Source organism: Aggregatilinea sp., assembly GCF_036822615.1.
Taxonomy (GTDB): Bacteria; Chloroflexota; Anaerolineae; order Aggregatilineales; family Aggregatilineaceae; genus Aggregatilinea.
Genome location: NZ_DAISHJ010000131.1, coordinates 1 through 14,433, shown reverse-complemented (window position 1 = coordinate 14,433; position 14,433 = coordinate 1). Strand labels below are relative to the sequence as shown.

Below are 14,433 nucleotides of genomic sequence, written 5' to 3'. Positions count from 1 at the left end.
TTTGAACGTCGTTTCTACGACACCTTATCTGTCCGTTGAAACGGGGCAAGGTCACGAAGGGGAAAAGATCGGGCAGGTTAAATTGGGCGGTTATAAACCCACCCTTACAAAACCTGTTGAGAGGGCTTGTCTCCCCTCTCCAACTTGATTGGAGAGGGGCCGGGGGTGAGGTCGCGGTGATGACCGGATTATTTCATTAAACTGCATTAAACCTGCCCCAACGGCGATTTCCGATCAAAAAACGGGCCAGCGGATTGTCTCCGGCTGGCCCGTTGTGATCGCAGATCAGGGGCGTTACACCGTGGGCGAACTGCCTTTGGCTTCGTCGTCGTCCCCGGCGGCGTCGCTGGCGGCCCCGTTCGGCACGGCTTCGCGCGGAGCGTCTTCCGGCAGGGTTTCCTGCTCCGGCACGATCGCGGCTTCGGCGGCTGCACCGGTCGGTTCAGGGCGAGTGGCTTCTTCGTCGGGCGGCGCGGCTTCTTCTACAGCGGGTTCCGCCTCGGCTTGCGCCTGTACGACCGGCGCGGCGGCTTCTTCCTCAACCTCTTCGATCACGAGATCCGGCGACTGCCACGTGCCGGGCAGGATCGCCAGCCCCGCCGTGCGCAGCGCCTGCGCGGTGTCTTCCGCCAGCGGATCGAGATCGTTCAGAATGCTGTAGGGCAGGGCGTGCATGCCGACATATTCCGGCAGGTTGTCGATGAACGACTGGACGTCCGGGGCGCGCAGGCGGTCGAGCTTGACGCCCGCCGATTCCATCGCGTCGCGCAGGGAGGCCGGGTCCTGGCCGTGCAGCGCCGAGACGAGCAAAATGCACGGGCCGACGATTTCCGCGTGGGAGAGCTTGTGCGTGTCCTGCGCCGCGAGTGCCTCCGCCAACAGGTGTTCGCCGCCTTCCTGCACGCGCGTATGGCCCAACTGGTTGCCCAACTGCGTGATTTCCATCAGCAGGTCGAGCAGGGTGCGCAGCCCAGCGGGTTTGCCCTCGCCAATGGCGGGCGCGGATTTGATCGCGTGGGCGGCCAGCCCCGCCGCGACGCTCGCGGCCCAGGGCGTAAAGCGCTGCTCCGGCGGATTCTTGCCGCGTTGGGCGGCATAACGCCAGTCGAGCAGGCCGGTGATGATCGAAATGACGTCCACGATGCCCGCGCCGCGCAGCGAATCGGGCGCGGCCTTGATCACGTCCCAGTCGATGATGACTTCCGTCGCCGGGCCGGTTTCGATCGTCTGGCTGACGATCTGCCCGTCTTCGTCCTTCTTGTAGACGGTCGCCGTGGCTTTATAAGGGGCATCGCTTTCCAGCGCGGTCGGCACGACGATCAGCGGCACGTTGTTGCGCGAGGCGACGATCTTGCCTGCTTCCAGGGGCGCGCCCTGGCCGATGACGTAGACCGCTTCCACCTGCGACGGCAGGTGCGCCGCGAGGTACTCGAACAGGTCCAGATCCACGCGTTCCGGCTCGGCCTGGATCACCAGGGGCAGCGCGATCTGGCTTCCCAGAATGGCCCATGTCTGCTCGGTGGTCAGCAGCGCCACGGGCCGCTTTTCTTGAATCGAACCCAGCTCCCGAAAGCTGATGCGAGGCAAAGGCCATACCGTCATGCTGGCTTCTCCATCGTGCTGCGCCGAATTCCCCTCATAGGCGACGGCTAGAATCGTGTGTTTAGTGTAGTCCCGTTTCTATTTTGCGTCCAGCTACGGGGAAAGACATCGTGCTTTATGTAACTACCGCTTTTCGTCGCGGTCTTTTATAATTACGCCCCAACATCGCGGAGCTTCCATTTTGGAACTGCCACCGCTTCAACCTCCGGTTAGTGTTTGGCCTGCGGAAAAAAGGGATGCCCATGGCAACAAGCTCAACATATCGGTCCGCACCCGCCGCCCCGCGCCGCCGGTTCTCGGGTCTATCCGCGCGAATGTGGATGACCCTGCAAGGGCTGTTGATCCCGCTCCTGTCGGTGCTCACAGCTATCCTTGTCGGGTCGATCCTCATTTTATTGAACGGACGTGATCCGATTACTGCCTTCGAGGGCCTCTTCGAAGGCGCTTTTTTAGAACCGCGTGGTTTACTGGCAACTTTTCGAAACATGACCCCGCTCGTGCTGTCGGGCCTGGCGGTCGCGTTTGCGTATAAGTGCGGGTTGTTCAATATCGGTGTGCAAGGACAGCTCATCATCGGCTCGATCACCGCGGCCTGGGTAGGCTACGCGGTGGAGGGCCTGCCGCCTGTGCTGCACGTCAGCCTCGCGCTGCTGGCCGCGGTTGCGGCGGGCGGCCTATGGGGTGCGATCCCCGGTGCGTTGAAAGCGTATGCCGACGCGCACGAGGTGATCACAACGATTATGCTGAATTTTATAGCGAGCCGCTTCGCGGAGTGGCTGATCTCAACCGGCAGCACCGACGGCACGATCAAGCCGGGGCCGCTGTCCGATCCCAGCCAGACCGGGGCCATCGCGCGCACACGGGAGATCCTGCCCTCGGCCAAGCTGCCGACGGTGTACACCGTGCCGCCGAACTTCTCGCTGCACGCGGGCATCTTCATCGCGCTGATCGTCGCGGTGGCGATCGCGTTCCTGCTCTACCGGTCCACGTTCGGGTTCCAACTGCGCATGGTGGGCCTCAGCCCCACCGCCGCGCGTTACTCCGGCGTGAACGTCAAGCGGGTGACGATCGTGACGATGCTCATCGCCGGTGCCCTGGCCGGGCTGGCGGGCGGCGTGCAAACGCTGGGCGTGAACTATCACTACGAGGGCAACCAGAGCCTGTCGCTGGGGTTCGACGCCATCACGGTCTCCTTCCTCGCCAACAACGCACCCATGGGCATGCCTCTTTCGGCGTTCCTGTTCGGCGCGATGGACTCCGGCACGACGCGCATGGCGCGTGATGCCGCCGTCCAGCCCGAGCTGATCCAGGTGATCCAGGCCATGATCCTGATGTTTGTCGCCGCCGACCAGATTATCCGGCGGTTGTACCGCGTGCGCGCGCCCGGCATCGACGGCAAAAAACGCCTCGAGAGCAGCTGGCGAAAGTAGCGAGGATGAGAGGACGTTATGGTTGAGCTTGGCGTCGCCATTGTGGCGACTATCAATGCCATGATCCGCTTTTCCGTCCCGATCACCTTCGGGGCGCTGAGCGGGATCTTCAGTGAACGATCCGGCGTGGTGAACATCGGTATCGACGGCATGATGCTGATGTCCGCCTTTACCGGCTACATGACGAACGTCGCGTTGAGCCAGCCGGGGGTGTCCGAATCGCTGCAAGCGGGGCCGACACGCCTGGGGATCGCGCTGGCGGTCGCGCTGCTGACCGGCGGCGCGATGGGCCTGCTGCACGCGCTGCTGTCGATCCAGTACAAGGTCGACCAGATCATCAGCGGCACGGTGATCAACATCCTGGCGCTGGGCCTGACGGGGTACTTCTACCAGGAAGAAACCCGCACGCTGGGCAAGCTGCCGAACCTGATCAATAACCCGTGGAACCAGTCGGGCGCGGTCGAACTCAAGCTGGCGGATAACTTTAAATTTTACTTTCCTTACGACATCGGGCGCATCCTGTTCGACAAAGACCTGCTGACCTATCTCAGCATCATCATGGTCTTCGTCGTGGGATGGGCGCTGTTCCACACGACATGGGGGCTGCGCACGCGCGCCGTGGGCGAAAATCCGCGCGCGGCGGATACGCTGGGCATCAACGTGCATCGCACGCAGTACATGAACCTGTTCATCAGCGGTATGATGGCGGGGCTGGCGGGCGCGTTCCTGACGCTGGCAGCGGTCGGTTCGTTCGAGCGCGGCATGACCACCGGGCGCGGCTTCATCGCTCTGGCAGTGATGATCTTCGGCAACTGGAAGCCATCGGGCGCGCTGAAGGGTGCGCTGCTGTTCGGTTTTGCGATGGCGCTGCAAAACCAGCTCCAGTTGTTCGGCATCAACTTCCCGCATCAGTTGGTGGCGATGCTGCCCTACATTCTGACCATCGTCGTGCTGGCCGGGTTCGTCGGACGGGTTCAGGGTCCGGCGGCTTCCGGCGAGGTTTACGAGCAGGAATAGGGGAGCGCGAACATGACGATGGACGAACGCGAAGTCGTCCTCGAAGTCGAGGACATCGTTAAGCAGTTCCCCGGCGTCCGGGCGAACGACAATGTGAGCCTGAAGCTGCGGCGGGGCGAGATCCTGGCGCTGCTGGGCGAAAACGGCGCGGGGAAATCCACGCTGATGAACATCATCTACGGCCTGTACCGCCCGGACAGCGGCGCGATCCGCCTCAAGGGGCGTGACGTGCGGTTTGCCAGCCCGCGTGAAGCCATTCACAGCGGGATCGGCATGGTGCACCAGCACTTCCAGTTGATCCCGGTGATGACCGTGGCCGAAAACGTGGTGCTGGGCGAAGAAGCCGACGTGGCCTACCAGGGCGACGAAGGCTCCACGCTGCACGCTCTGATCGAGTGGCTGCCGAGCATCGTGATCTTTCTGTTTGCGGCGATCGTTGGGCTGTCGATCAGCGGCCTGGGCTTCGATGGCTTTTTGCCCACGTTCGAGTCCCCGGAATACGCGTTGGGCGGGCTGGTGCTGGGCGTCGTGCTGGCACTGGCCGTGGCCTATCCGAAGCTGGCCCGCATTTTGTGGGGCGTCGGCTGGCGCGTGGGGCTGGCCTTCGCCGCGCTGTGGATCGCCACGCAGGTGGGCCGCGTGACGCGCGTCGCGCTGATCGACGTGGCGCTGCGCCAGCAGATCGACGTGGTCAGCGAGGAAGAACAGGTCGTAGACGGTCAGACGGTCACCGTCGAGGTAATTACGCACGAGCGCATCGAGTTCGACTGGCGGCGCGCGGCGCGTGATGCCGACGACGCCGGGACCGGCATGGATGGACTGCTGGACGCGGCTAAAGCCGCTGTCGAGGAATACCGCGATCAGGGTGTGCCGGGCGGCCTGCTGGACGCCATCGACGACGCGCCGCCCATCGCGGAGGCGCTGAGTCTGGCGCTGCTGCTGTTCGTGTTCGGTACGCACAGCATCGGCTCGTGGCGCGGTGTGAATACGACGCCGTGGCGCCTGTCGCAGATCGAGATCGGCGCGCTGGGGCTGCTGGCGGTCGGTTACGTGGCTGTGCTGTGGGACGATCTGGGCGAGGTTGACAGCGCCCTTCAGGTCGTGCTGACGCTGTTGGCGGCGGTGGGCCTGGGCTTCATCGTGTGGCGGACCATCCGCCACCGCGCGGCGCTGGACGAGACGACGGTCACCAAGCCGTCGCCCATCGACAGCATCGTCGATACGCTCGTGAACACGCTGGACAACCTGATGCAGATCCGCAACGAGCGGGCCGCGGCCCAGCGCGTGCGCGACCTGTCGCAGCAGTACGGCCTGGAAGTCGATCCCGACGCGGTGGTCGAAAAGCTGCCGGTCGGCGCGCAGCAGCGCGTGGAGATCGTCAAGGCCTGATCCTGGACGAGCCGACCGCCGTGCTGACGCCGCAGGAAGGCCGCGAGCTGTTCAAGATCATGCGCGAGCTGGCGGCGCAGGGCGTGTCGATCATCTTCATCACGCACAAGTTGAAGGAAGTCTTCGAAGTGGCGACGAACATCGTCGTCATGCGCGGCGGGCAGGTGGTCGGTACGACCACGCCCGACGAAGCGACCGAGTCCTCGCTGGCCGAGATGATGGTGGGCCGCGAGGTGATCCTGGAAGTCGAGAAAGACGTCGCGCATCCGGGCGCGTCGGTGCTCAAGGTCGAGGATCTGGCGGCACTGAACGATCGCGGCGTGGCGGCGCTGGACGGCGTGAGCTTCGACGTGCAGTCCGGCGAGGTGCTGGGCATCGCGGGCGTGCAGGGCAACGGCCAGACGGAACTGGTCGAGGTGCTGACCGGCCTGCGGGATGCGACCGGCGGCACGGTGAATCTGCTGGGCGTCGAGCTTCAGCCCGACGTGCAGCCGACCGGCAGCATCTGGGCGCGGGCGGCGGCGTTCGTCATCGACATGGTGATCGTCGGTATGCTGGCGTACTTCGTGAACTACTTCATCTTCTACTTCGGCGAAGGCACGTTCGACAAGGCCTCGACCGCGACTAAGGTCGCCACGGTGCTGATCGGCGCGGTAGTCGTGGACGTGCTGTACTTCCTGGGCAGTTGGAAGGCGGCATCCAAGACCATCGGCATGTCGTTCTTCAGCCTGGAAATCGCCACGCACGACGATCACAAGCCCGGCATCCTGCCGCTGGCGGCGCGCTACCTGATCATCCTGGTGCTGCGGCTGGTCGCCGTGGTCCCGGCGGTGATCTCGTTCGTGCTGGCGCTGCGCGATCCCGCGCACCGCAACTGGTTCGATGAAATGCTCGGCCTGCGCGTGATCCGCCGCGAGCGTATCACGGCGCGGCGCATCAAGGACATCGGCACGAGCCACGTTCCCGAAGACCGGCTGCGGCACGGGCTGGTCAAGGATTACACCGTCGCGGACAACCTCGTGCTCAACGACTACTACAACCGCCCCTACGCGCAGGAGCCGGATAACGTCGAGCTGCCCGCCGCGCTGCTCAGCTACGCGGTGCTGTTCGGGCTGATCGTGGCCGGGCTAACCGCGCTGGCGGTGCACTTCTGGAACACGACGCTGTGGACGGCGCTGCTCGATCTCTACGACGTGCCGGAAGCGCTGCGCGCGATCGACGTGACGAAGGGCATGGGCGGCGAACAGTCCGCTGCGCTGCAGTGGCCGTTCATCATCGGCGTGGTGCTGCTGATCGTGAGCGAGATTGCGTTCGGCGCGATCGCGCACCTGATCACGCTGCGCGTGCTGGGGGTCGGGGCCGTGCGGAACGTCTTCCGCTCGATGAACCTGTCCATCCGGCGGGCGATGGCGCGCGCCCTGGGGCGCGAGGGCCAGCCGTCGGAGCCGAACGGCGGCCTGCTGCGCAACGCGACCGCGATTCACGATCACGCCGTGGAGCTGATCGAGCGCTTCGACATCCGCACGCCGTCGACCGAGACGGACGGCGGCAACCTCTCCGGCGGCAACCAGCAGAAGCTGATCGTCGCCCGCGAGTTCAGCCGCAAGCCGAAGCTGTTGATCGCGGCCCAGCCGACGCGCGGCATCGACGTGGGATCGATCGAGTTCATCCACCAGCAGATCATCGAGCAGCGCGACGCAGGCGCGGCGGTGCTGCTGGTTTCGGCGGAACTGGACGAGATCATGGCGCTGTCGGACCGCATCGCGGTGATGTACAAGGGCAAGATCATCGATACGCTGCCCGCCGATCAGGCGACGCGTGAGCAGTTGGGCCTGCTGATGGCGGGCATCCACAACGGCGCGCAGCCTGCGCCGGAAGCCGCGTAAGCGCCGCTACAACCAGCAGATTTTTTCGTGGGGGCAGTTTCGAACTGCCCCCTTGTCTTTTCAGCGGTAGGAGGGGTACGCGTAACGTGACAATGTCGAGACTCATCCGGGCGCGTGATCGACAGCGCCGGATTTGCCCTCCGCCTTCAGTCTCCGTTCGCCTCTGTGGTATAATCTGCGACATCATCACCCCCTGGGGTTTTTTTGTGTGAGGTACACCCTATGCTAGATAAACTGGCGGGCATCGTCGCGCGTTATGAGGAACTCGAACGCCTGATCTCTGATCCCGCAAATGTGTCCGATTACGAGAAGGTCGCGGAATACGCGCAGGAACGCGCCGAGCTGGAAGACATCGTGCAGGCCGCACGCGTATACCAGCAGGCGATGGACGAGCTGGAACAGGCCCGCGTCCTGTTTGACGATCCCGACATGGCCGACCTGGCGCGCGAGGAAGCCTCGGACATCGAGGCGCGCATTCCCGATATGGAAGCCGAGCTGCTGCGCCTGCTGCTGCCGCGCGATCCGCGTGACGACAAGAACGTGATCGTCGAGATCCGCGCCGGGACGGGCGGCGACGAGGCAGGCATCTTCGCCGCGGACCTGTTCCGCATGTACACGCGCTACGCTGAAAACAACCGCTGGAAGGTTGAAGTGCTCGATTCCAGCGATACGGGCGTCGGCGGCTACAAGGAAATCGTGTTCGCGGTCAAAGGTAAGGGCGCGTATTCACGGCTAAAGTATGAGAGCGGCGTGCACCGCGTCCAGCGCGTGCCCGTCACCGAAAGCCAGGGCCGCATCCACACCTCGACCGCCACGGTCGCCGTGCTGGCCGAAATGGACGACGTCGAAGTGGACATCAACCCCAACGACCTGCGCATCGATACGTTCCGCTCCGGCGGCGCGGGCGGCCAGAACGTGCAGAAAAACGAGACGGCGATCCGCATCACGCACCTGCCGAGCGGCATCGTCGTTGCGTGCCAGGACGAACGCAGCCAGCTTCAGAACAAGCTGCGCGCCATGAGCGTGCTGCGCGCCAAGCTCTACGACATGGAGCAGGAGCGCATCCGCAGCGAGCAGGACGCCGACCGCCGCAGCCAGGTGGGCACGGGCGAGCGCAGCGAGAAGATCCGCACCTACAACTATCCGCAAAACCGCGTCACCGATCACCGCATCGGCATGACGGTTTATAACCTTCCCGCAGTCATCGACGGCGGCCTGGACGAATTCATCGACGAGCTGGCGACGCGCGACGAAGCGGATCGCCTGCAAGCCGTCGGCGTCTGAGTGCCGGATCGCCGCATCACTGCCGGAACAACTCTGGCCGGGAGCAGACCATGATTTCGCTGGAGCGCATCGATCAGGCGTTGGCCTGGGCACGCGCTGCGCTGGCCGAGGCGGGTGAGTCCGAGCCGTTGGACGCCGCGATTCTGCTGGCGCACGTGCTCGGCGTGGACCGGACCGTGCTGATCGCGCATCCCGACCAGCCGCTGCTGCCCGATCAGGCCGCCGTGTACTGGGCGCTGATCCGTCGGCGGGCGGCGGGCGTGCCGGTGGCGTACCTGCTGGGACGCCGCGCGTTCTTCGACCGCGATCTGGCCGTGACGCCGGACGTGCTCATTCCCCGCCCGGAGACGGAACATCTCGTCGAGATGGCGCTGGACTGGGCGCGCGGCAGGACGGATCTGCGGTTGGTGGACGTGGGCACGGGCAGCGGCGCGATCGCTGTGACCCTGGCCGCACACCTGCCGGACGCACGCGCCTGGGCGGTGGACGTTTCCGCCGAGGCGGTAGCCGTCGCGCGGCAGAATGCTGACGCTTATGGGCTGGCGGAGCGTATCACCTTTTTACACGGCGATCTGCTGGTCCCGGTGATGGCGTGCGGCGTGCAGGCGGACATGATCGCGGCGAATTTGCCTTACATCCCGTCCGGCGATCTGGCGGCGCTGGCCGTGACGCAGCACGAACCGCGATTGGCGCTCGACGGCGGGCCGGACGGCCTGGACGTGATCCGGCGGCTGCTGGCGCAGGCTCCCGACGTGCTGGCTCCGGCGGGACTGCTGCTGCTGGAGATCGGCGCGGGGCAGGGACAGGCTGTGATGGCGCTCGCTGAAGCGGCATTTCCCCGCGCGGCGGCGCGCCTGCATCTCGATTACGCCGGGCATGACCGGGTTGTGAGCCTCGAACGAAAGGGTTGAGCGATGGCACGGACGATTCCCATCAATGCGCAAGATGCTGTGGGACGGGCGGGCGACGTGCTGCGTACCGGCGGGCTGGTCGTGCTGCCCACCGATACCGTGTACGGGCTTGCGTCGGCTATTGACGAAGCCGCCATCGCGCACATTTTCCTCGCCAAGCAGCGCGCGCCGGAAAAAGCCGTGCCGGTGCTGCTTTCCAGCGTGGATGCCGTGGAACTCGTCGCGGGCAGTTTTGGCCCCGAGGCGCGGCGGCTGGCCGAAACCTTCTGGCCCGGCCCGCTGACGATCGTCGTGCCCAAGCGCTACCACCTGCCGCGCAACCTCTCCATGCTGCCGACGGTCGGCGTGCGCGTGCCCGATCACGCGGCAGCGCGGGCGGTGATCGCGGCGGCGGGCGGCGCGCTGGCCGTCACCAGCGCCAACCGCTCGGACGAACCGGCGGCCTGCACCATCCAGTCCGCCAAGGATATGCTGGGCGATTCGGTGGCGCTGTACCTCGACGGCGGACCGTGCCAGGGCGGTATCCCCTCGACCGTGGTGTCGATCGACGACGGTCACCTGCGCGTGATCCGCGAGGGACCCATTGCCGAGCGCGTGCTCAAGGCCGCGCTGCGTGCCCCCTGAGTGTTCCCGATCCGCAACCTTACCGCAGTCTGCTGCGTAAAATGAATAAACCGCTGCTGCCGCAGTCCGGGCAGTGCTGCCTGCCTGACGGCAGGCGCGGCCCGTGCTGCTTACGAGATCCAGGAGCGCCCCTATGAACCGCACCCGCACCCGGCTTCTGTATACCATTCTGGCAACCGTCATTATCTGGGCGGGTGTTGCCGCGATAAAGCTCCTATCGCCGGACGAGGATCTGATCACGTTCGGGCTGATAGTCGGTTTTGGCAGCACTGTGGCGCTGTGGCTGGTGTGGACCTTTTCGACCTACCAGTCGGAGGAGCCGGAGCAAAAGGCAGAAAAAGCCAAGCGCGCCGCGCCCACCGTAGCCACCGCGCCGGACGACGCGCGGATCGCGCTGCTGCTTCAGTTGATGGACGACGAGGATCGCCGCGAACTGAAACGCCGCCTGATGGATGAGGTCAGCGCGGACGGGGAATCGATGGCGCTGGCGGATCTGCTCGCCGCGCAAGACGAGCGCATCCTCCGCGCAGCGGGACGGTAACGGCGGGAATACTCGGAAAGCAGGCCGCTTTTGAGGCGGGGCTGCTTCTATGCCGGATATGGGAGATGGACGACTTATGGAACGCTGGCGGAGCCTCTTTTTTTCAGCGATTGCAAGTGTGTTTATCTGGTTCGCCGTGCTCGCGGCCAAGATGGTAGGCGCCAATGACGGCATGGTGAGCTTTGCCGTGTTCGCCGCGTTCGCCGGGAACCTTGCGATCTGGCTGGTGTGGGCCTTTACGTCCTACGATTCGAGACCGGCGGAAGCTGCGACGGCGGAAAAAGCCAAACGCGCCGCGCCCACTGGCGCCGGGCCGGACGACGCGCGGGTCGCGCTGCTGCTCCAGTTGATGGACGACGAGGATCGCCGCGAGCTGAAACGCCGCCTGATGGACGACCTGACCGCGGACGGGGAATCGGTCGCGCTGGCGGATCTGCTGGCCGGGCAGGACGAGCGCATCCGCCGCGCGTCGAGGCGCTAGGCGTCGCCTGCCCGTTCCAGGTTGAGCGCCAGCAGCCGCCGTAACATCTCCTCTTCGTCGGCCAGGATCGCGTGCGGCCAGCTGTACGCGTCGCACACGGCTTCGTCGAGCGTGCGGTGCAGCACGTCCAGCCGGGGCGCGAAGTCCCCCGCGGCCGTCTCGACCCGGCCCGACGCCTCCCCCCGGAACACCTGAAGCGCGTTGTACAGGTTGGTCAGCGTGCGTTTTTTGAGCCTGCTTTCCGGCACGCCGGGCGGGTTGAGCCACGCCTCCCGCTCCGTGTGGAGCTGCTGCGCCGCCGCGTTGATGGCCCGGTAGGTGGGGTGATCGGTCGGCTCCTGGCCGGGCGGCCACGGGAACGGGAACGTCTCGAACGTCGTGGTGGGCGTGTAGCGCGGATCGTTCCCCTTGCCGAGCCATGTGCCCATGCGCAGCGACCACACCTCGTGCAGCTTCGAGTGCAGCACCCCGAAGAAGTAGTCGTCGGATCGGGCGATGGCAACCACTGCGCTATCGGGAAAAACTCGGACATCTACCCAGACAAAAACACGATGTTTAGCAACTCTAGGAGTGAAGATCTGCCGTGTTAGACCCGCAACTGACGCGCGATAGTCACTGCCGCTTCGACCCATTCGCCACCAGTTTTCTCGCCGTTGGCGATCTCTATTAGTGGAGCGTATAGGTTTTAAAATCTGTTCGAGATACTTGAAGGGTATTTCATACTGAGCAGCTTCCTCTTCAGATAACGAAGCGAAGTCTATAACCCAGTATTGACGACTACGCTTCACAATATCATTGCCATTCATATAAGGCTTTACAACATTTGAGTTATCAAGTTTAGAGATATTAGTTGCTGCCAACATGGTTTCCGCAAGATCTTGCGGAATATCAAGTGGACCGTCCTTTTGAGGTCCGATTGAGCTAATTCCTATGTTTTCTTTTAGACGTTGTGCTCCTGTAACATCGACACTTTTAGTTAAATCGGAATTGATAAACGCTACTGATTGACCGTCCAGTTCCTTCTCGAATTCCGAGCCATCATCAAAGCCCACCATTGATACTCTAACGGCTGCACCTTCTAGAATCCATTCGCGGTCTGACCACGCCATAAAAATATCGCCAACCTCTTTGATTCGGTTTAATACCTCTCGATTTGTGCCACCGCGAATAGAGTTAGTTGCTAACAGACCCACCCGTTTTACTTTGCCTTGCTGCAATTGAGTTTTTGCACGTTCAAACCAGTAGGTAACGAGATCCGTAAATCCAGACATGCGGTTGTCGTACAATTGCGCAAGGGCGTCAACGTAACTATCGCCTAGTTGCTCTCGACGCTTAAAGCTCCCCAAAAACGGCGGATTGCTCACGATCACGTCCGCGCTCGGCCATTCCGGCTCGACCGGCGCGCCGTCCGCGTCGAAGGCCAGGATCGCGTCCATTTGCCGGATGTTATCCAGCGGCTCCAGGATCGGCTCCTTGAAGCTCAGGTAGCCGTTGTTCTGCTGCCACTGGATGTAGCCGATCCACACCACAATGCTCGCCAGATCGTGCGCGATCTCGTTGATCTCGATGCCGAACAACTGGCGCGGGTGCACCGCCGGGAAGGGCGTTTGCAGCCCGGCAAACAGCGGGTGGAGGATCACCTCTTTTTCCATGTCCTTGAGCAGCTGCAAGGACACGTACAGGAAATTGCCCGATCCGCAGGCCGGGTCCAGCACGGTGATCGAGCGCAGGCGGGCCAGGATGCGCTCGCGCAGGGCGATCAGCTCGTTGGCGGCGGCGGTCACCTTAGCGCGCGGGCCGGACGCCAGCGCCGCGTCGTACCGTTCGCGTACGGGCGCGGCCTCCTGCTGGATCGCCTCCCACTCGCGGCGCAGCGGCTGCATCAGCACCGGCTCGACGATCAGCAGGATGTCGTCGCGGCTGGTGTAGTGCGCGCCCAATTGCGCGCGCTTGCCGGGGTCCAGACTGCGCTCGAACAGTGTGCCGAAGATCGCCGGTTCGACCGCCGACCAGTCCAGGTGACACGCCTTTTCCAGCGCGGCCAGCGCCTCGTAGCTGATTTCCTCGACGGCTACGTCCTCGAACAGCCGCCCGTCGAAGTAGGGGATGTCGCGCAGCATCACCTTGCCACCCTCGGCCATCGCCTGGAACAACTGCTGCGTGTAGTACACAAAATCCTTTGGTTTCTCGCGCGTGGCCTCTATGATCTCGGTGAAGATACGCTTGCCGCTCACCCCGGCGGGCAATAGGCCCACATCTTCCGCGAACAGGCAGAACACGAGCTTGGTCAAAAAGTGCGCGATGCGCTCCGGCGCGGCTTCCCACTGGCGCATGTTCTGCGCGATGTCGCGGAAGACGTCCGCCGCATCTGCTGTGACCTCGGCAGCGGTGCGGTCGGGGTGGAGGTAGGCCGGGTCGAAAAACAGTGCGCGGAGGATCCGCTGCACGCGCGGCGTCAGAATGTCCGCGTTGGTGAAGCGGTAAACCTGCTTTTCGGTGTTGGTCCAGTTGGTGTGCACTTCCCAGTGCTCGATGTCGCAGACAACCAGCAGGGGCGGGTTGTGCAGGTTTTCGCGGTAGCGCTGGAGCTGCTGCAACGCGCCGTCGAGTGTGTCATACTTGTTTTTGCCCTTATACTCGATGGCGAAGTGGTCCTTGTACCACACGTCGGCGTAGCCCTGGCGGCCTTCGCTGGTCTTCATGCCGTACTCGTAGGTGAAGAACTCGCCCCTGGGGTCCATCTCGGCGGGCGTGGCGTGGCCGACCAAGTGGCAGACGTCGGAGAAATGCTCCTGGGCGCTGGCACGCTCTTTCAGTTCCGTCCGCGACCATTTGTCGATAAAACGTTGTGGCGTGAGGCTGTTCATCACACTCTCTTTGGTGATCGGGTAAGAGCTGCGCTGCGGATGAGTATAACATCGTCGCGAAGAGGAGAAAACGCGGCGCTCGCGGTTTTCCTTACACAATTCCTAAAAAATTCATGCTCCTGACGCGCGGGACTTGATCGCTGCCCGTATAATTAGGATCATGGACTTTGTACAGCACCAACCCGCCCTGTTACGGAATCGGCATACCATGCGGCATCGCCTGGAACAGCAGTGGAGCGCGCTCCGGCTCGGAAGCCGGTTTGCGTTGATTCTGCTGGTCACGATGCTCGTGGGCTCGGCGCTGAGCGGCGCGGTGCTGGTGCTGCTGCTGCGCGGCGACGATCCGGTGGCGGCGCAGGGCACGGGCGGCGCGATGCTGCTCGCCGGGCTGCTGCTGGTGG

Annotated in this window: 12 protein-coding genes; 10 read left to right on the top strand and 2 right to left on the bottom strand. The window is 63.8% G+C overall.

Annotation, left to right across the window (positions count from 1 at the left end; translation table 11 throughout):
- Positions 1–294: 294 nt before the first annotated feature.
- Entirely contained in the window at positions 295–1,602 is a 1,308-nt protein-coding gene (locus tag V7116_RS22445; protein ID WP_324394221.1) for an iron-containing alcohol dehydrogenase, read from the bottom strand.
- Between the two features lie 485 nt (positions 1,603–2,087).
- Between V7116_RS22445 and V7116_RS22440 the strand changes: the two genes are divergently transcribed.
- The 9 genes from V7116_RS22440 to V7116_RS22400 all read left to right on the top strand — a co-directional run bounded on the left by V7116_RS22440 (position 2,088) and on the right by V7116_RS22400 (position 11,165).
- Entirely contained in the window at positions 2,088–3,032 is a 945-nt protein-coding gene (locus tag V7116_RS22440) for an ABC transporter permease (protein ID WP_324394220.1), read from the top strand.
- Positions 3,033–3,050: 18 nt separating this feature from the next.
- Positions 3,051–4,049, top strand: a complete 999-nt coding sequence (locus V7116_RS22435; RefSeq protein ID WP_324394219.1) for an ABC transporter permease — start codon at positions 3,051–3,053, stop codon at positions 4,047–4,049.
- Between the two features lie 12 nt (positions 4,050–4,061).
- Positions 4,062–5,438 (top strand): ATP-binding cassette domain-containing protein, encoded by a 1,377-nt coding sequence (locus tag V7116_RS22430; protein WP_324394218.1) that lies wholly within the window; start codon positions 4,062–4,064, stop codon positions 5,436–5,438.
- 20 nt (positions 5,439–5,458) lie between these two features.
- The gene (locus V7116_RS22425; protein ID WP_324394217.1) at positions 5,459–7,324 is read left to right on the top strand and encodes an RDD family protein; all 1,866 of its coding nucleotides are present in this window, start codon (positions 5,459–5,461) and stop codon (positions 7,322–7,324) included.
- 222 nt (positions 7,325–7,546) lie between these two features.
- Positions 7,547–8,608 (top strand): peptide chain release factor 1, encoded by a 1,062-nt coding sequence (gene prfA, locus V7116_RS22420; protein ID WP_324394216.1) that lies wholly within the window; start codon positions 7,547–7,549, stop codon positions 8,606–8,608.
- Positions 8,609–8,658: 50 nt separating this feature from the next.
- Positions 8,659–9,519, top strand: coding sequence for a peptide chain release factor N(5)-glutamine methyltransferase (gene prmC / locus V7116_RS22415; RefSeq protein WP_324394215.1), 861 nt, complete (start codon positions 8,659–8,661; stop codon positions 9,517–9,519).
- 3 nt (positions 9,520–9,522) lie between these two features.
- Complete coding sequence (locus tag V7116_RS22410) at positions 9,523–10,143, top strand: L-threonylcarbamoyladenylate synthase (protein WP_324394214.1); 621 nt, start codon at positions 9,523–9,525, stop codon at positions 10,141–10,143.
- Positions 10,144–10,276: 133 nt separating this feature from the next.
- Positions 10,277–10,684 carry a hypothetical protein gene (locus V7116_RS22405; protein ID WP_324394213.1) on the top strand — a complete coding sequence of 136 codons (408 nt, stop codon included), beginning with the start codon at positions 10,277–10,279 and terminating at the stop codon, positions 10,682–10,684.
- 76 nt (positions 10,685–10,760) lie between these two features.
- Positions 10,761–11,165: a hypothetical protein gene (locus tag V7116_RS22400; protein WP_324394212.1), complete on the top strand. Its 405-nt coding sequence runs from the start codon at positions 10,761–10,763 to the stop codon at positions 11,163–11,165.
- Here V7116_RS22400 and V7116_RS22395 read toward each other — a convergent pair.
- Complete coding sequence (locus V7116_RS22395) at positions 11,162–14,032, bottom strand: class I SAM-dependent DNA methyltransferase (RefSeq protein WP_324394211.1); 2,871 nt, start codon at positions 14,030–14,032, stop codon at positions 11,162–11,164. The genes V7116_RS22400 and V7116_RS22395 overlap by 4 nt on opposite strands.
- A gap of 208 nt (positions 14,033–14,240) precedes the next feature.
- Between V7116_RS22395 and V7116_RS22390 the strand changes: the two genes are divergently transcribed.
- Positions 14,241–14,433, top strand: a 193-nt coding sequence (locus V7116_RS22390) for a hypothetical protein (RefSeq protein WP_324394210.1), incomplete at its 3' end; no start/stop codon positions are given.